Below are 17981 nucleotides of genomic sequence, written 5' to 3' on the forward strand. Positions count from 1 at the left end.
CAGCTGCGAGTTAACTCATGATTTTAAAAAGCAAATCGCGCACCGTTGCAGGTTCAAATGGTTTGTCACAAATAGCATCCACACCGGCTTGAGCAATATTAGCTAAATGAGTATCGTTGGCCTCTGAGCTGACCATCAGGATTGGAATATGTGAGTACGTATTCGATTTTCGAACGGTTTCAGTTAACTCTTTACCATCCATTTCTGGCATATTGTAATCTGTAACAATTAAATCGAATGATTGATTATTAAGCATTTCGATCGCTTGTTTACCGTCTTCAGCCTCTACAGGTTCAGGAATACCCATTCCCGCTAGCACTCGTATTATATGTTTTCGTGCAAAGCGACTGTCATCAACCACCAACACACGAAGTAAAGTGACATCAAAGTGCTCTAGCTCCACCTCTTGCTCGCTAATAATATCCAGAGTCGCTTTAAGCGCACGGGTGATCTCGTCGGCATTAAACGGTTTAGGTAAAATAGCTAATACGCCCGATTGCCTAAGTTGCTCTAAATGGCGCTTATTACGTTCGCTCGACACCAGCATAAACGCCTGCTGCTCAGTATTACTGTTACTGCGTATTGCCTGTAATAAAGAGTCTGCAGTACCGTCGCTAAAATACATACTGCTGATCACCAAGTCAGGGTGATACTTTGATAAAGCGGCCAGCGCATTTTCTTGAGTGCTGGCCGTTTCAATTTGTGTAACACCACACTGAGCCAGTGATTTTTTTATTAGCTTTTGTTGCACTTCAGAAGGCTCAACTAATAAAATAGATAAGTTGGCTATTGCCGTTAAATCACTCATTTCAATCCTGTTAATATTAATTAAATAATTTTTATAATGCTCATTATAAAGTAATAACTTACAAGAAAAAGCTAAAACAGCAACAAAACAGCTTGTTTACCTAAACTCAACAAACTCAGCTTAAAAACGATAGTTTATGCCCGCATAATATCGTCTACCCGAATAGCTTGAGTTTAATAACCGAGACTCTGTATCGTTACCTAATCGGGTTACTGACTCAGATTTAGTTAAATTTATCACAGCGGCTGTTAGGCTCAAGTCTTCTAATAAAGTAATTGATGCATTTACATCAACTTGCTCGTATGGGTCTTGATACACGTTTAAACCACTATTTAAACCCAACACGGTTTCACCGCGTTTGTTATAAGAAGCACGAATATTAAAAGCATCTCCCTCATAATATATCGAGGTATTGTACTGGTACTTAGCACTGCCAATTAAAGGCGATTTACCAAACTCTTTACCATCCACTTCTACATCGGCCTTATTGGTTTTGTTATAAGTGTAGTTTGCGTAAAAACCAAAACCACTATCAAAGGCATGCTGTATAAATACTTCAGCCCCTTTAGATACGGCATCAGTGCCATTGCCTACAGTGCTATATGGCGACACAGTAATATTTCCCGAATCAACTATGCCCTCTTTACCTGCAAAATCTTGTTGTACGTCAATAACTAAAGGAACAACAAAATTATCAACAGTTTTATGAAACAGTGCTAAACCAACAGCAGAGCCTTCGCTGTAATAATATTCAATAGATAAATCAGCTTGCACCGACTCAAACGGTTTTAAGTTTTTATTACCGCCACTGCCACTAAAACCCGGAATTTCATTAAACTCAGCTCTGTCGTCGGCCCACTCATCTGAGACAAACGTAATGCGTTGTTGTGCGCCTAAATCGGCATAATCAGGGCGAGACATTACTTTTGCAATCGCGCCGCGCACCACTACATCATCACTTATATCCCATGCAATATTAAAGCTAGGAAGAATTTGAGTATCGGTACTCTCTTGAGTAATGAGTTGATAATCTTCAACAAATCTATCATCTCCGGTTACCGCCTCCCCGCTTTCATCGTCAGTATGATCCAGCAAATATGTGTATAGATCGGTTGATGATGTCATGGTTTTCGTGCGTACAACACGTACCCCTAAATTACCGCGAACGCTATCAAATTCAAAGTCACCTTGTAGATAAAATGCCGCTATTTGCTCTTCAATATCATAAATGAAATTATCTTCTTTACGCGTATACGGAACATAATGACTGGTCACAATATCGCGGTATTTATCCCAATCAATGCCAGGCATTTGGTTTATGTTAAAACCACCCGCAATATTACCTTCGTTGATAAACACATCTTGTGCTAGTGGCATACCGTTATTCCACTGGTAACTATCAAAGCGTGTGATCCCACCCTTACTGGCTTCTGCTGCGGCAATATCAAAATTAGGATCTAAAAAGAAGGTATTACCGGTTTCGCGGTGAAGCGTAGCTTCTCGATACTTAACCCCAGTTTTAATTGTTCTTAAAATGCCCCAATCGGTATAAATATCAAAATCAGCTTGGTAGTAATCTTCTTCAAGTTCACTACGCACAAAACTTGAATTTGACGAACCCGGATCGCGCCCACCACCCACACCATTGAGTAAGTTAGCTAACGTATTTGGATCTATATTTAAACTAATATCGTTCTCATTAATTTTCCAACCCGCTGTTTGCGCGGCATTTTCTATGCGGTTTTCATTTTCACCCGCGTTAGAACTTTTATAGGCTGCTTCCCAACTCTCTTTCGGGCCACCTTCAGAACGTGTATTACCCGCCACAAAACGGGCTTTGAAGTAATCACCTTCGTAGGTTAAGTTGAGATCAAAAGTGTCAGAGGTTGACTCTTCACGCACATAGCTGCCTCGCATCCACGGCAACTGCATATCATTTTCTATGCCACTTGCAGCTGCATCAAATTGCATTCCATTAACTATCGTGCCCGACTCATCCAAACTTACATCGGTTAAAAAGTCAGGATTTAAAGACCACTCAGGTATATCAATCACCGACTCAGTTCTATTTTTATCAAGTGAAAATCCAAAATAGTTAAAACCAATTTCTACTCGGCTAGTTGGGCGCCACTGCGTGCTAAATTGTATCCCTTCTCGCTCACGTAATTCGTTTACAATTGAACCTCGAACCACTTGAGGAAACCAGACATTGTCATAGTTATTGCCCTGAGAATCGCTTACTGAGCCCCACTGATTATTGTTTTCAACCGGCGCGCCATTAACATCAACCGGGTTTTCACCAATAAAGCGCCACACATTTGCATCGGTGCCACCCGAAAGAGTTCGGTTAGTGCGTTTTTGTGAGGTGTAACCAAACAACACACCAAAAGTATCAGCATCGTTCTTCCAAGAATAAAGTGCGGTTACTTGCGGCTCAGATTCTTCAGTCACATCGGCATAAGTGCTTTCAATATTAATCACCCCTGAGTTTGCATCCATACTTAGCGGTTTACGACTATGCATTAATACCGTGCCGCCCACACCACCTTCGTCTAAACGTGCCTCTGGTGATTTATACACTTCCACGCTTTCAATCATGGCTGAGGGGAGTAATGCATAATCAAACGAACGAGATGGCTCGCCTGGTGATGACGCAATAAAATTTCCATTTAGCTGAGAAAAGGTGAGTTCAGATGATAACCCCCTAATACTAACCGATGAGCCCTCGCCTCCGTCACGGTCAATCACTACCCCTGGTACGCGTTGTAATGAGTCTGCGACATTTTTATCAGGGAACTTACCAATATCTTCCGCTGTAATTGCATCAACCACAGAGCTAGACAAACGCTTTATATCTAAATTAGCCGCCATACTGGAACGGATACCGCGTACCTCAATTACTTCCATATCTTTGCTTTTTAATGCTTTATCTGCTGCTTCATCAGCATATGCATGATTAATCACAGACAAAATAGACATACACAGCGTTGATTTAATAAAAAGTGGGAGTGAGTGATGTGAAGCGTTGGTTTTCCGATGAGCGGTCATAGTTTTAACAGTTCCATTTAAAATACAGTTAATACTTAAAGATGATCGTACTAGCTAAAGATGGTACGAAAAAAGTAGCTGTATTTTACATAACCAAGCTTAATAGCTTGTTAATGCAAACTGATGAGTAACTGAATGTCTTGTCAATAAATAGTCAATTCAAATATAAACAAGAAGTTAAGCAGCAAAATAACTATTTAGCTGCTTAGGAAGGAGTAACTAGATCAAACAACAGGCACTGTTATTTTTTATCACTAATAGCCTGAATATAATAACCTAAACTCGCATGAGAAAGTTCTCCCATATGACTAGTAACTAACTCACCTTGGCTATTATAAAACAAAGTGGTTGGTAAGCCCGCAGCACCTGATTCGCGACTCACATTACTGCTTTGGTCAAAAAACACATGATTAAGGTCGAGTTGCTGTTCATTAAGGAACGCTTTTACCGTGTGTAAGTCTTCACCTTGATTGACAAACGCCACCGTAATATTTGGGTTATTTTTTTGAGCCGCTTGTAGCACTGGCATTTCTTTTCGACACGGCGGACACCACGACGCCCAAAAGTTAATAACCACCGGCTTACCTTTAAAGTTTTGTAAGTTAACTTGCTGGCCTTGAATGTTATGCACAACAGACTGTGGTAACTGCACACCCGTTTGATAAATAGACAGCGCAAAGTTAGGAATAATCATTGAACAAAAACCTACAAACCCAGCAATAGCGTAGTTTTTCATTACCGCTTTTTTACCACGCGCATAAAACGCTAAAACAACTATACCGCTGAGCCAGCCATAATAACCAATAAAGCCACCGTCGCTAATATTAAAAAGCTGCCACCAATTACCTTGATAGGCATCCCACATGGTAAACACAAACGCTAAACGCGAGACTAGAAAGCCCACAACAATCGCTTTAAAGACTGTGTCTAAAATCGCTTTTTGTAATGGGTGTTGACGCGTCAATAAATAGGTAAGCCCCCAGAAAATGCCTAACCCTAAAAAAATAATTAACTGAGAAATGGAAATAACTAAAGGCCCAAGAGAAATACTTAACATTGCTACCGACTTCTTATAATGTATTTAAGTACCTAAAATAACGAGTACCAGCGTGAATTAAATGCCAACAATAACATAATGTAAGCTGTACTGATTATTAATAACGCATAATAAATTATGTATACCAGCAGCAATATATAACCTAGTTACCTAGTTAACCTTGTTGCTGTATGTACTCCAATGCAGTCATTTTTTTATAACTTACATTTGAGTGCAGTACATGAGTAGGTTCAGGGTCAACAATTTCAATTGGAATAGCATAATTACGTGCAATCTCTAGTGCCATTTGGGTAATGTTTACACTAAAAGAGGTCCCCATAAATACCATTTTATCAGCCGTAAGCATCCGCGATTGTGCTTCACTAATACGATAAAGCTCAGTGTAATATTCATCAAATAACAATACAAAGGGCTTTAAAGAATGATTAAGCTTTGGCTGATGGTTTTCAATATTGAATAACTCAAGTAGAGAGCGATGTAAGTTGCTCTCATCAACATTACTCCATAGCGTCGCTTGTGGTGTGACATCATCGCCCTGATGATGAAACAGCGTCATTTGATCAAGCCGACCATGAATCGCAATGTAATCTTTATTACCCGCCTTACCATCAAGCCCATCAATATTTTGAGTTATTAAGTTTTTATCACTAAGCCAATGATGAACTTCGTTAGGACCATGATGACGATAAGTTGCAAAGCGATGATAATACCAAGCTAAAAACTCACTTGGATTATTTTCATACATTGCACGAGTGGCCATTTCCATCGGCGTATGGTTTTTACTACCAATAGTCCAAAAACCATCCTCACCACGAAAAGTAGGAATACCACTAGCAGCACTTACTCCAGCACCTGTAATGTATAATGTATTCATAAAGCCATCTCTTATTTTCAATAAACCTATAATACTTTATGACACTGTATATTTGAGGCTTCACTTTTTTTGCTATTAAATTATTTTAAGCTACGGCCATTAACTTAAATAAACACGGGTACCAAAGAAACTCTTTATACTTTTAGTTTCGCTCAAGTGCACTACAAAGCCTTCTTTAATTGTTGAGATATTGAGAACTATAACAACAATCACAGCAACTAATTAGTTACAATGCACTTAGCTTTCTAATAAAAACAGATCGTTAATCTACTTATTGAGCAACTAACCTACCAACCTCACATACTTTTCAGCCAGTTCGTCCACACTTTCTCGATGATTAGGATCGGGCTTTATGCAGTCAATGGGGCATACACTGACGCACGTTGGCTTGTCGTAATGACCTACACATTCTGTGCATTTTTCAGGGTCTATTTGGTAAATTTTAGCGCCCATATAAATTGCTTCATTTGGACACTCTGGATCGCACATATCACAGTTAATGCATTTGCTATTTATGAGTAGAGCCATGATTTACCCGTTAAACAGCTTGTTTGAAAGGATTGCGGGTGTCTTGGTTTTCATCCAAGTTGCGCATCAGTATGGCGTGCTCTAAATCGATAGTGTCAGGCAGTGGAATTTTTACGATATGGCCAGAGCCTTTAGCATCAGTAATACTTTCGCCTTTTTTGTTTTCCATACTCTCAAGGGTAAAGCTAATATTGCCTTTTGGCGTCATTAGCTCTAATGAATGACCAACACAAAATTTATTTTTTACATCTATTTCAACTAAACCATTAACATTACGACCAAGTACTTCACCTACAAATTGCTGCTTGGTAGAAACTGAATGGCCGTATTCGTAATTCTGATAATCTTGGTGGGCGTGGCGCTTTAAAAATCCTTCGGTGTAACCACGGTGCGCTAGGTTCTCCAGAGTTTTAAATAAGTCTGCATCAAATGGTTTACCTGCAACGGCATCGTCAATCGCTTTACGATACACCTGAGCGGTACGCGCAACATAATAAAATGACTTAGTACGCCCTTCTATTTTTAAGCTATGCACCCCCATTTTTGTTAGCTGCTCTACGTATTGCACGGCGCGTAAGTCTTTTGAGTTCATGATATAAGTACCATGCTCGTCTTCAAATGCGGGCATGTATTCACCCGGGCGGCCTTGCTCTTCAAGCATAAATACATCGTTACTTGGCGCGCCTTCACCTAACGTAGGTATAACCGTTTTAGGATCGATTTTATGTACCATTTCACCGGTTTCGTTCTCAGTGCCAGGTTTAACATCGTATTCCCAACGACACGCATTAGTGCACGTGCCTTGGTTAGGATCGCGCTTATTAATATAGCCTGAGAGTAAACAGCGCCCTGAATAGGCCATACATAATGCACCATGAACAAATACTTCTAGCTCGGTTTCAGGGCACAGTGTGCGTATTTCACTTATTTCTTCAAGCGATAACTCGCGAGACAAAATTACTCGCTCAATCCCCTGCTTTGCCCAAAACAATACGCTGGCATAGTTTACTGCATTTGCTTGTACTGAAAGGTGAATGGGCATATCGGGCCACTTTTCACGTACTAGCATTATTAAACCCGGATCGGACATGATCAATGCATCCGGCTTCATAGCAATTACTGGCTCTATATCACGTAAATACGACTTTACTTTCGCATTGTGTGGGGCAATATTAGACACTACATAAAACTTTTTATTTAGCGCATGTGCTTCGTTAATACCTATTTGTAATGTATCTAAATCAAATTCGTTGTTGCGAACCCTTAAACTGTAACGAGGTTGGCCTGCATAAACAGCGTCTGCCCCATAGGCAAAGGCATAACGCATGTTTTTTAAGCTACCTGCTGGGCAAAGTAGTTCAGGAATAAACGGGGTTGAAGAAGTAACTGCTGACATGTGCGCTCCATACATCGAACCGAGTTCAAGTCGGTTGCATGAATAATTAATAAACCGCGCAAGTATAATGAGGGGGCAAAAGAGAAACCTTGATCAAGATCATCAAAATTTCTCTTCTACGATAATAAATGAAGAGCAGCAGATTTAAGTTATTTTTTACTGCTTAATTGGTTCGAGAATTGACTAACGGCATCAACAACTTGTTGCGCGCCTTTTTTAATATCACTCATTACATCACCAGATTCTTTGGAAAGGTCTAAGCCTTGTTGCGCTTTATTTTTACCTTGCTCAATTACAGCAACGGTTGATTGAGTTAAATTTTGGTTTTGCTGTACAACATCCACTATTTCTTCGGTAGCTTTACTGGTTCTTGAAGCAAGTAAACGCACTTCATCAGCCACCACAGCAAACCCACGGCCTTGCTCGCCAGCACGCGCGGCCTCAATAGCCGCATTAAGCGCCAATAAATTAGTTTGATCAGCAATGCTGCTAATACTCTGCACTATGCTCGCAATAAGTTGCGATTGTTTATCTAATGCTGAAATTTCTTGAGCAGCTTGCTCCATTTGTACCGACAATTCGTTCATAACCTGTACAGTTTTTTGTACCACCTCTGCGCCTTTATCCGCGTTATTGTCAGTTTCGATAGAAGTGCCATGCGCAATATTTGCCGCTTGCTCTGTGGCCAGTTCTCTTTCTACTTGATCAGTGATCACCGTAGCAAATTTTACTACTTTGTAGAGCTCATTGGCTTCATTAAAAATCGGATTATATGATGCTTCTAACCAAACCTCATGACCGTGCTTATCAATACGTTTAAATCTGCTCGCAATAAACTCGCCATTGCGCAAACGTTGCCAGAAGACTTGATACTCTTTACTACTCGCTTCTTGCTCATCGCAGAACATACCATGATGTTTGCCCACCACATCTTGTCTTGAATAACTCATACTTTTTAAGAAGTTGTCATTAACACGCAGAACCATACCCTGAGTATCGAACTCAATAACCGCTGTTGAACGATGCAATGCTTTGATTAAATCTTCGTTTTCTCTCGAGCTTTCAATTATTTGTGTAAGCACAGTGCAATGCAGGGTTAAATACTCAAGCTGACCTTGCTCATTTTTTATCGGGTGTAAAATACAGCGTAACCAATCTCGTTGTCCGTTTTCGTGAGATACTTGAATAGCGCCAGCAAAATGTTCGGCTTTACTTAACGCTTTTTTAAAGGCATGAAAATCAGCGTTATTTCTCGCATTTTCTGAGATGAAATCTAAAATGTTTTTATTAATTATTTTATTATTTGAGTAGTTAAACTCTCGCTCAAAGTTTTTATTTTGTCTTAAAATAGCGCCTTGTTTATCAAGCTCTAATACCAGCATTTCACTGTCTAAACTTTGCTTAACCTGCTCCCTCACTGAAAGCTTACTTTGTAAATCAGCAATTTGAGTTTTTAAAGGTTGGTTAAAAAACATATTTTTACCTTAAAGTTTGCATGTATTCTTCATGCATTTGGAGTCGATAGACGCATTGAAAATCGCTATGACTAAAAAATACAAATCAGATGTGGCACTAATTTATAAACTCATATTAACGTTATAGCCACTTTTTTAGTTCAGTAAGTATAGGTTGTTAAATTAAAATATTCGTCAACGTAGAATAAATTAGGTTTTTTCGACTAAAACGCGTATAATTCGCGCCCGTTAATATTCAACCTTTTATTTAAATTATTGGAGCACAAAGATGGCTTTAGAGCGTACTTTTTCAATCGTAAAACCTGATGCAGTTGCTAAAAACCACATCGGCGCAATCTACAACCGTTTCGAAACTGCGGGTCTTAAAATCGTTGCAGCTAAAATGGTTCACCTTTCACAAGAGAAAGCTGAAGGTTTCTACGCTGAACACAGCGAACGTCCTTTCTTTGGCGCTTTAGTATCTTTCATGACTTCTGGCCCAGTAATGGTTACCGTTCTTGAAGGCGAAAACGCTGTTCTTAAAAACCGTGAAATCATGGGTGCTACTAACCCTGCTGAAGCACTAGCTGGCACTTTACGTGCAGACTACGCTGATAGCATCGACGAAAATGCGGTTCACGGTTCTGATGCTGTTGAATCTGCTGCTCGCGAAATCGCGTACTTCTTCGCTGACGAAGAGCTTTGCCCACGTACTCGTTAATTCGAGTTCACAGCTAACCCTGTGATGCAAAGTATGAAAAGGGCTTTCGAGCCCTTTTTTAGTCATTAAGTAAAGTATTAGCCGTTTATTTATGATGTTTTACTTAATGATTATAGTGGATGAATTGTGTACAATTCGTCCTTGTAAATTTTTACCATCACCGCCACCGATTGAGGTTGTTACATGACCGAGCAAAAAAAGATTAACTTATTAGATTTAAACCGAGATGCAATGCGTGAGCTATTTGTATCATTCGGTGAAAAGCCATTCCGTGGCGATCAGGTGATGAAATGGATTTATCATTTTGGCGTAGATAATTTCGACGAAATGAGTAACGTAAACAAAAAGTTAAAAGAAAAGCTTAAAAATGAATGCGAAATTGTTGCACCAGAAATATCAGTTCGCCAACAAGCCAGCGACGGTACCATCAAATACGCACTCGTACTAGAAGGCGGTCAAGAAGTTGAAGCCGTGTGGATCCCAGAAAAAGATCGCGCCACCTTGTGTGTATCTTCTCAAGTGGGCTGTGCACTAGAATGTACATTTTGTTCTACTGCGCAACAAGGCTTTAACCGTAACTTAAAAGTGTCTGAAATTATCGGCCAAGTATGGCGAGTAGCCAAAGATATTGGCCTTGATGGCAACAGCGAAAAGCGCCCTGTCACTAACGTAGTGATGATGGGTATGGGCGAGCCGTTACTTAACGTTAAAAACGTGGTACCTGCAATGGAATTAATGATGGACGACTGGGGCTTTGGTTTATCTAAACGCCGCGTTACATTAAGCACTTCAGGTGTGGTACCTGCCCTTGATTTATTGAAAGAAAAAATAGACGTTGCACTGGCAATTTCACTGCATGCGCCAGATAACGCCCTGCGTGATATTTTAGTACCGATCAATAAAAAATACCCAATTGAAGAGTTTTTAGCTGCGTGTCGTCGTTACATTGACGGTTCAAAAGCCAATAAAGATGTGACTATTGAATATGTAATGCTTAACGGCGTTAACGATAGTACCGATCAGGCTCATGAACTGGTTAAAACGTTAAAGGGAACGCCCTCGAAGGTTAACCTTATTCCATTTAATCCATTCCCAGGTAATGAATATACTCGTTCAAGCAACAGTAGAATTGATCGTTTCTCTAAAGTATTACAAGCTGCGGGTATTACCTGTATTGTTCGTCGTACTCGCGGGGATGACATTGACGCTGCCTGTGGTCAGTTAGCTGGCGATGTTGTAGACCGTACGAAGCGTATGGCGAAAAAGAAAATGCGTGATGACAATGCAATTGCAGTGAATATTCATCAAGCCTAATTTTTTGAGTAATCAAGAGCCTTTGTGATATATCGTTTATTTTTAAATAAATGATGCAACACAAAGGCTTTGAGGTAAGATAGAGGTTATGGATATAAATAAAGAGACAAAGTAATGCGATTTTTACTTACGTTAGCACTATCAACACTGTTTTTAAGCGGTTGTGTTACCGAAAATAGTTACAACGGCAGCGATAAACCGGTCCTCGAGAATAAAATTAATAACGATGGTGCAGCTCGCACGCGCATAGCATTGGCATTACAGTATTTAAATACAGGCAATAACTCTCAAGCTAAATATAACTTAGAACGTGCCAGCGAGTACGCCCCAAACTTACCCGAAGTACACTACTCTTTAGCATACTATTACCAACAAGTTGGCGAGAACGGATTAGCCGACAAAGCCTATCAAAAAGCGTTGGCCATTAAGCCAAATGATCCTAACACCTTAAACAACTACGGCACGTTTTTGTGCAGTATTAATGAGTATGACCGCGCCACCGATCAGTTTTTAAAAGCGATTGAAATACCTAGTTATATTCGTGTAGCGCAAAGCTATGAAAATTTGGCTCTATGTGCCATTGAGTTTAACGATTTCACCAACGCCGAAAGCTATTTTCAGCAAGCACTAAACCATAGTTCACAACGCGCATCTACATTAATAAGCTTAGCCGCTTTATATTACGCAAAAAGCGACTTGTACAAAGCCAGCAACTTAATAAAACGTTATGACGATACCGCGCAAGTTTCTTCTCGCGCTTTGTTGCTTGGCTATTTGGTTAAACAACGAATGGGTAAAATTGAAGAAGCAGAAAAAATTGCGACAACCTTATTACAAACCTACCCTAGTAGTATGCAAGCTAACGCTATTCGCGATAACCAGTTAAGACGAACAGAATTTGAAGTACTACGTGAAAAATATCGCCAAGCACAGTTAGATGAATTACAAGAAAGCAATAATAACAATCAAATTATTGCTGAGCCGAAAATAAAGGTTATTCGTAAAAAAAGCCCCATACCGACTTCAAATAGCGAAGCGTCAGGTGAGCAAACTAAAAAAATACGCTAGATAATTACACACCTTTTAGCTGTAAACCAAAATATAGCCTTAAGGATGATGTGTAAAAGCCTGTTTTAGGGTAAAGCAATTTAGCATTTCAGTGTGATACAATGCTAGACTACTACGAATAAGGTGTATTAAAGGACTTAAAAACACATAAATTTTATCTAAACACGGTATAGTTTTTAAGATATTTCATGTAGTCCCTTTTTATAGTGCGCCTTAGTAACAAGAATTAACGAATACCAAAAAATAAAAACGAAGTCTTACTCTGGTTGTTAAGCCAAAACATAAACTTTTACTAGTGGATCCAAACTGATACACATTATGAATGAAGATAATACACAACCGCAGAACGATGAACCCTCTGTAGGTCAAATACTAAAAACACATAGAGAAAATGCAAACATTAGCCTTGCTAAGATTGCATCATTATTAAAGTTGACTGAATCGCAGGTTGAGCATATTGAAAACGACGAATATCATTTACTAGGCGCAAAAACATTTGTTAAAGGCTACATAAAAAATTATTGTCGCACGCTAAACATTGATAGCACTGCTATTTTAACTATGCTGCCAGCCTATAGCACATCAGATAAGCCTGTAGATATGCAAAGCTTTTCAAGACGTACAGAAAAAGAAGCCCATGACAGCCGACTAATGACGGTAAGTTATTTAATTTTAGCCATTGTTATTGGCTCATCAGCCGTATGGTGGTGGCAAAATGCAATGCCTATTGATGAACAAACTAACACTATTAATGCAAATAATTCGCTCATCTCGGAGCAACAAGAAAGCACAAAACTGTTAGCAGAAGCTGCCGATGAAGCACAATCAAATGAGATTGAGCCTGCACCACAAGCAAACTCAGCCGTAATCAATGAACAACAAACAATTCAGGCTGCGCCCCTTAACGATGCACAAAGCCAAAGTGAACTAACAAACAGTGATTTAAGCACCATTATTATGATGTTTAATGACGAAAGCTGGGTTGAAATCCACGATGCCAACGATGAGAAAATTGCATTTGGTGTAAAAAAAGCAGGCTACGAAATGACCCTAACCGGTGTAGCACCTTTTTCAGTAGTATTAGGCAAGCACGATGTTGTTCGTATTACCCTAAATGGTGAGCCAGTTGATATTTCGGCTTTTCCTAAAAACCGTTTAGCTAAATTTAAATTACCCTTAGCAGAGTAGTCGCTATGTTTTCAGAATCTCCTATAAAACGCAGAAAATCCACCCGCATTAATGTGGGTAATGTTCCAATTGGTGATGGTGCACCAATTGCCGTGCAGTCAATGACCAACACAGACACCATGGACATTGATGCCACTGTAGCTCAAATTCAAGCGATTCAAGATGCCGGTGCTGACATAGTGCGTGTATCTGTACCAACTATGGATGCAGCTGAAGCATTTAAAAGCATTAAAGAGCAGGTATCGATACCGCTGGTTGCTGATATTCACTTTGACTACCGTATTGCATTAAAAGTAGCAAAGTATGGCGTTGATTGTTTACGTATTAATCCAGGAAACATTGGCAGTGAAGAGCGTATTAGAGCGGTTGTCGACTCAGCTCGAGAGCATAACATTCCAATTCGTATTGGCGTAAATGGCGGCTCACTTGAGCGCGACCTACAAGAAAAATACGGCGAGCCAACACCTGAAGCTCTACTTGAATCGGCAATGCGCCATGTAGATATATTACGTCGCTTAGACTTTGACCAATTTAAAATTTCGGTGAAAGCGTCAGACGTATTTTTAGCAGTTGGCGCGTATCGTCTACTTGCAAAAGAGATCGATCAGCCACTGCATTTAGGCATTACTGAAGCAGGCGGCATGCGCTCTGGTTCAGTTAAATCGGCTGTTGGTTTAGGCATGTTATTAGCTGAAGGTATTGGTGACACGCTGCGTGTATCACTAGCAGCGGATCCAGTTCAAGAAATAAAAGTAGGCTTTGATATATTAAAATCATTGCGTATTCGCTCTCGCGGCATTAATTTTATTGCTTGCCCTAGCTGTTCACGCCAAGAGTTTGATGTAGTAAGCACCATGAATCAACTTGAAGAGCGTTTAGAAGATATTATTGAGCCAGTTTCAGTGTCAGTCATTGGCTGTGTGGTTAATGGACCAGGCGAAGCATTAGTGAGTGATATTGGCCTTGCCGGCGCAAACCGTCGCTCAGGTTTATACATTAATGGCGAACGCCAAAAAGCCCGTATTGATAACAATAATATTGTTGATCAACTTGAAGGCTATGTACGCGATTTCATTGAACAGAAGCAACAACAAACTCCAATCGACATAAAAATCGTAGAGTGATGTGTTGTTACAACACTATGTATTTAAATGACCTTTTTTAGTCGCGGTATTCACAACGTAGTATAAATTACGTACGCTCCGCTACGCTCGCAATTACCTTATAGTTAAGGTTATAATGCAGGGTCGATTTTTTAGTTTTACGTGGTTGCAGCCCAGGGTTGCACATAAACAGATTTAGGATTTATCAGTGGCAAAACAAATTCAGGCAGTTCGCGGTATGAACGATTGCCTGCCAGGCGATACGCAAGTTTGGCAGAAAGTAGAACACATTTTACGCGAGACCGTATCATCGTTTGGTTATCAAGAAATTCGTTTTCCAATTGTAGAATCAACCGACCTATTTAAACGCTCTATTGGTGAAGTAACCGATATAGTAGAAAAAGAAATGTACACCTTTGCCGATCGTAACGGCGACAATTTAACCTTGCGCCCGGAAGGGACTGCAGTGTGTGTACGTGCAGGTAACGAAAATGGCCTGTTATACAATCAAGAACAACGCCTTTGGTACATGGGCCCTATGTTTCGCCATGAACGCCCACAAAAAGGTCGTTACCGTCAATTTCATCAGTTTGGTTTAGAGACTTTTGGTATTGCCAGCGCCGATATTGACGCCGAAGTTATTTTACTCACGGCGCAACTTTGGGAAGCATTTGGCATTACTGACCATGTGCGTTTAGAACTTAATTCATTAGGTTCAAACGAAGCTCGCGCACAGTACCGCGATGCCTTAATCGCCTTTTTAGAACAACATACCGATGTACTAGATGAAGATTCAAAACGTCGTATGTACTCTAACCCACTGCGCGTTTTGGATACTAAAAATCCAGACATTCAGGCAATCTTAGTCGATGCACCAAAGTTATCTGAACATTTAGATGCTGAATCAAAAGAACATTTTGAAAATTTATGTGAACGATTAGATGCCGCAGGCGTCAAATACACGGTTAATGAAAAGCTGGTACGTGGCTTAGATTATTACAACCGCACTGTATTTGAATGGGTAACCGACAGCTTAGGTGCACAAGGTACTGTATGTGCTGGTGGTCGTTATGATGGTTTAGTAGAACAATTAGGCGGTAAATCAACCCCTGCGGTAGGTTTCGCGATGGGTTTAGAGCGCTTGGTTTTACTGCTTCAAGCACTTGAATGTGTAGGTGACATACGCCGTAGTGCTGATGTATATTTAGCAGCTATGGGCGACAAAGCTAGTATTCAAGCGCCTATAATTGCATCTACCTTACGTCGTGATGTACCTGGATTACGCGTAATGGTGCACGCTGGCGGTGGTAACTTTAAAAAACAACTTAAACGTGCTGATAAAAGCGATGCTCTCGTCGCAATTATTATCGGTGAAGATGAATTAGAGCAAGGCGTTGTGACTATTAAATACTTACGTGAACGTAAAGAACAAGTCACACTAGAACTAGAACAAGCTAAAACGTTACTTGCAGAACTAATTAATAGCTAAATTATATAAAGCGTAAGTAGTGAAGCGCTTTAACAGAGGTAAGCATGGAAATTTATTCAACAGAAGAACAACAAGCAGAAGCAATTAAACGCTTTTTTCGTGAAAACGGCCTTTCACTAGCGTTAGGCGTTATTGTTGGTTTAGGTGGTTTATATGGCTGGAAAGCATACAACCAAAATCAAATAACGACCGCAGAGCAAGCATCTGATGCATACACTAAGCTTGTTGAAAGCGACAGCGTATTAGCGTCTGCTGATGCATTTATCAGTGAAAACAAAGACACTCAGTACGCAACTCTAGCGGCATTTGTTGCTGCAAAAGAAGCTGTAGATGCCCAAAACTTAGATTTAGCAAATGAAAAATTAAGCTGGATCGTAACTAACGTTGATAACGCCCAGCTTAAAGCCATTGCAACAACACGTTTAGCACGTGTGCAAATTGCTCAGCAGCAATACGATGATGCATTGAGTACATTAAATGCTCCTCTTCCTGAAGCATTTAACGCAAATGTGGCTGAATTAAAAGGTGATATTTACACTCAACAAGGCAATAAAGAGCAAGCACGCGTAGCTTACCAAGCTGCTGTTGATGCAGGTGGATTAACGAGTAATCCTCTTTTACAAATTAAGTTAGATGACCTAGCAGTAACTAGCCCAGCGGCATAAGGTTTTAGGCATGAGAAAAATAACAACAGCAACGCTTGCCCTATGTATGGCAACCCTAATGGGGTGTTCTTCAAGTGATGACGAAGAAGAACTGGTGCTTCCAGAAATAGCCAATCAATTTGAAACTGATGTGGTATGGCAAGAATCAATTGGTAGTGGTGTAGAGCATTACTTTTCACGCTTATCACCTGCTGTTTATAAAGAGACAGTGTATGTTGCTAGCCGTGAAGGCCAAGTAGAAGCCTTATCACTTGCCAATGGCGATACCCAATGGGAAACCGACGTTCGCCAAGATTTATCGTTTTGGCCTTGGAGCGATAACGATAGTGCAAAATTATCAGGCGGAATATTACAAGCTTATGGTAAAATCTATTTAGGCTCTGAACATGGTTATGTAATTGCACTTGACCGTGAGACTGGTAAAGAAATCTGGCGTAAAAAAGTACCTGGCGAATCACTCTCTAAACCCGCTGCAGGTGATGGCTTAATCTTTGTAAATTTAGCCTCAGGTAAGTTACTTGCGCTTCACCCAGATACTGGTGAAGAACGCTGGAGCTTTGAGCAAGAAGTGCCACCGCTGACTTTACGCGGTCAAAGCTCACCTACTGTGGCTAACGGTGGTGTGTTACTAGGCCTAGAAACAGGTAAGTTAAGTGTTTTAATTTCTGAGAGTGGCTACTCGGCATGGAGTGCAGAAATTGCAGTGCCAAAAGGCGCATCAGAGTTTGAACGTTTAGTTGATGTAGATACGCAGCCGATCATTAGCGGTCCATTTGCTTACGCTATTGCATACAATGGTAACTTATCAGCAGTAGATATTCGTTCAGGTAATGTTGTATGGAAACGTGAATACAGCAGCTACCGTGAAATTAGCATGGATTTGCAAACAATTTACGTTGTTGATAGTAACGGCGTTGTTTATGCACTTGATAAGGATTCAGGCATTGAACGTTGGAGCCAACCCGCTCTACGTGGCTGGTACTTAACAGGTCCAGCGGTTGCCGGTAATTATTTAGCGTTAGGTGACCAAGAAGGCAATTTGCATTGGTTAAATAAAGAAACTGGCGAGCTAGTATCTCGTGAAGACTTTGACAGCTCAGGTTTTTTTGTTGAGCCCGTTGTCGCTGACGATAAATTGATTTTATACACCCGCGATGGTGAAGTTAGCGCGGTAAAAATACCGAACTAACTGTCTACTATTAGTGTAAGGCACTAATAGTTAATTATTTTTTGTAAGGCTTCGCACTGCGAAGCCTTTTGTTGTTTTT

The 17981-nt window shown here is 40.2% G+C and carries 14 protein-coding genes and 1 pseudogene; 8 read left to right on the forward strand and 7 right to left on the reverse strand.

The genetic code is table 11. The features are described from left to right. Positions 1-10: 10 nt before the first annotated feature. The 7 genes from ACNSN3_RS16745 to ACNSN3_RS16775 form a co-directional block, all read right to left on the reverse strand. Entirely contained in the window at positions 11-808 is a 798-nt protein-coding gene (locus ACNSN3_RS16745; protein WP_418609745.1) for a response regulator, read from the reverse strand. Positions 809-928: 120 nt separating this feature from the next. Then, positions 929-3856, reverse strand: coding sequence for a TonB-dependent receptor (locus ACNSN3_RS16750; RefSeq protein WP_418609746.1), 2928 nt, complete (start codon positions 3854-3856; stop codon positions 929-931). A gap of 241 nt (positions 3857-4097) precedes the next feature. Next, positions 4098-4913 carry a TlpA disulfide reductase family protein gene (locus tag ACNSN3_RS16755; RefSeq protein WP_193049721.1) on the reverse strand — a complete coding sequence of 272 codons (816 nt, stop codon included), beginning with the start codon at positions 4911-4913 and terminating at the stop codon, positions 4098-4100. Between the two features lie 154 nt (positions 4914-5067). Continuing rightward, positions 5068-5787 carry an SIR2 family NAD-dependent protein deacylase gene (locus tag ACNSN3_RS16760; RefSeq protein WP_418609748.1) on the reverse strand — a complete coding sequence of 240 codons (720 nt, stop codon included), beginning with the start codon at positions 5785-5787 and terminating at the stop codon, positions 5068-5070. A gap of 282 nt (positions 5788-6069) precedes the next feature. Next, positions 6070-6315 (reverse strand): YfhL family 4Fe-4S dicluster ferredoxin, encoded by a 246-nt coding sequence (locus ACNSN3_RS16765; protein ID WP_055011536.1) that lies wholly within the window; start codon positions 6313-6315, stop codon positions 6070-6072. A gap of 10 nt (positions 6316-6325) precedes the next feature. Beyond that, positions 6326-7711 (reverse strand): tRNA 5-hydroxyuridine modification protein YegQ, encoded by a 1386-nt coding sequence (gene yegQ / locus ACNSN3_RS16770; RefSeq protein WP_418609751.1) that lies wholly within the window; start codon positions 7709-7711, stop codon positions 6326-6328. 149 nt (positions 7712-7860) lie between these two features. Next, positions 7861-9186 (reverse strand): methyl-accepting chemotaxis protein, encoded by a 1326-nt coding sequence (locus ACNSN3_RS16775; protein WP_010389430.1) that lies wholly within the window; start codon positions 9184-9186, stop codon positions 7861-7863. A gap of 268 nt (positions 9187-9454) precedes the next feature. On the opposite strand from ACNSN3_RS16775, the gene ndk reads away from it, so the two are divergent. From ndk to bamB, 8 genes and pseudogenes are all read left to right on the forward strand, one after another. Continuing rightward, complete coding sequence (gene ndk / locus ACNSN3_RS16780; RefSeq protein ID WP_008111339.1) at positions 9455-9886, forward strand: nucleoside-diphosphate kinase; 432 nt, start codon at positions 9455-9457, stop codon at positions 9884-9886. Between the two features lie 183 nt (positions 9887-10069). Next, entirely contained in the window at positions 10070-11200 is a 1131-nt protein-coding gene (locus ACNSN3_RS16785; RefSeq protein ID WP_010389431.1) for a bifunctional tRNA (adenosine(37)-C2)-methyltransferase TrmG/ribosomal RNA large subunit methyltransferase RlmN, read from the forward strand. Between the two features lie 114 nt (positions 11201-11314). Then, positions 11315-12262: pseudogene (gene pilW / locus ACNSN3_RS16790) on the forward strand (type IV pilus biogenesis/stability protein PilW); the annotation flags it as partial. A gap of 324 nt (positions 12263-12586) precedes the next feature. Further along, entirely contained in the window at positions 12587-13456 is an 870-nt protein-coding gene (locus ACNSN3_RS16795; protein ID WP_418609753.1) for a RodZ domain-containing protein, read from the forward strand. A 5-nt stretch (positions 13457-13461) separates the two neighbouring features. Continuing rightward, positions 13462-14580 carry a flavodoxin-dependent (E)-4-hydroxy-3-methylbut-2-enyl-diphosphate synthase gene (gene ispG / locus ACNSN3_RS16800; RefSeq protein ID WP_008111348.1) on the forward strand — a complete coding sequence of 373 codons (1119 nt, stop codon included), beginning with the start codon at positions 13462-13464 and terminating at the stop codon, positions 14578-14580. Positions 14581-14767: 187 nt separating this feature from the next. After that, positions 14768-16048 (forward strand): histidine--tRNA ligase, encoded by a 1281-nt coding sequence (hisS, locus tag ACNSN3_RS16805; protein ID WP_010389440.1) that lies wholly within the window; start codon positions 14768-14770, stop codon positions 16046-16048. Between the two features lie 44 nt (positions 16049-16092). Further along, positions 16093-16713, forward strand: coding sequence for a YfgM family protein (locus ACNSN3_RS16810; protein ID WP_054201417.1), 621 nt, complete (start codon positions 16093-16095; stop codon positions 16711-16713). Between the two features lie 10 nt (positions 16714-16723). After that, the gene (gene bamB, locus ACNSN3_RS16815; protein ID WP_055011539.1) at positions 16724-17902 is read left to right on the forward strand and encodes an outer membrane protein assembly factor BamB; all 1179 of its coding nucleotides are present in this window, start codon (positions 16724-16726) and stop codon (positions 17900-17902) included. Positions 17903-17981: the final 79 nt, after the last annotated feature.

Origin of the sequence: Pseudoalteromonas sp. US3C1004 (assembly GCF_048401065.1) — a bacterium.
GTDB classification, from domain to species: Bacteria; Pseudomonadota; Gammaproteobacteria; order Enterobacterales; family Alteromonadaceae; genus Pseudoalteromonas; species Pseudoalteromonas undina.

Excerpts from the sequence above, each read along its gene's own strand:
- ispG (WP_008111348.1), top strand. The coding sequence starts at position 13,462 with ATGTTTTCAGAATCTCCTATAAAACGCAGAAAATCCACCCGCATTAAT.
- ndk (WP_008111339.1), top strand. The coding sequence starts at position 9,455 with ATGGCTTTAGAGCGTACTTTTTCAATCGTAAAACCTGATGCAGTTGCT.
- ACNSN3_RS16775 (WP_010389430.1), bottom strand. The coding sequence starts at position 9,186 with ATGTTTTTTAACCAACCTTTAAAAACTCAAATTGCTGATTTACAAAGT.
- ACNSN3_RS16760 (WP_418609748.1), bottom strand. The coding sequence starts at position 5,787 with ATGAATACATTATACATTACAGGTGCTGGAGTAAGTGCTGCTAGTGGT.
- ACNSN3_RS16785 (WP_010389431.1), top strand. The coding sequence starts at position 10,070 with ATGACCGAGCAAAAAAAGATTAACTTATTAGATTTAAACCGAGATGCA.
- bamB (WP_055011539.1), top strand. The coding sequence starts at position 16,724 with ATGAGAAAAATAACAACAGCAACGCTTGCCCTATGTATGGCAACCCTA.
- yegQ (WP_418609751.1), bottom strand. The coding sequence starts at position 7,711 with ATGTCAGCAGTTACTTCTTCAACCCCGTTTATTCCTGAACTACTTTGC.
- ACNSN3_RS16750 (WP_418609746.1), bottom strand. The coding sequence starts at position 3,856 with ATGACCGCTCATCGGAAAACCAACGCTTCACATCACTCACTCCCACTT.
- ACNSN3_RS16795 (WP_418609753.1), top strand. The coding sequence starts at position 12,587 with ATGAATGAAGATAATACACAACCGCAGAACGATGAACCCTCTGTAGGT.
- ACNSN3_RS16765 (WP_055011536.1), bottom strand. The coding sequence starts at position 6,315 with ATGGCTCTACTCATAAATAGCAAATGCATTAACTGTGATATGTGCGAT.
- ACNSN3_RS16810 (WP_054201417.1), top strand. The coding sequence starts at position 16,093 with ATGGAAATTTATTCAACAGAAGAACAACAAGCAGAAGCAATTAAACGC.
- ACNSN3_RS16745 (WP_418609745.1), bottom strand. The coding sequence starts at position 808 with ATGAGTGATTTAACGGCAATAGCCAACTTATCTATTTTATTAGTTGAG.
- ACNSN3_RS16755 (WP_193049721.1), bottom strand. The coding sequence starts at position 4,913 with ATGTTAAGTATTTCTCTTGGGCCTTTAGTTATTTCCATTTCTCAGTTA.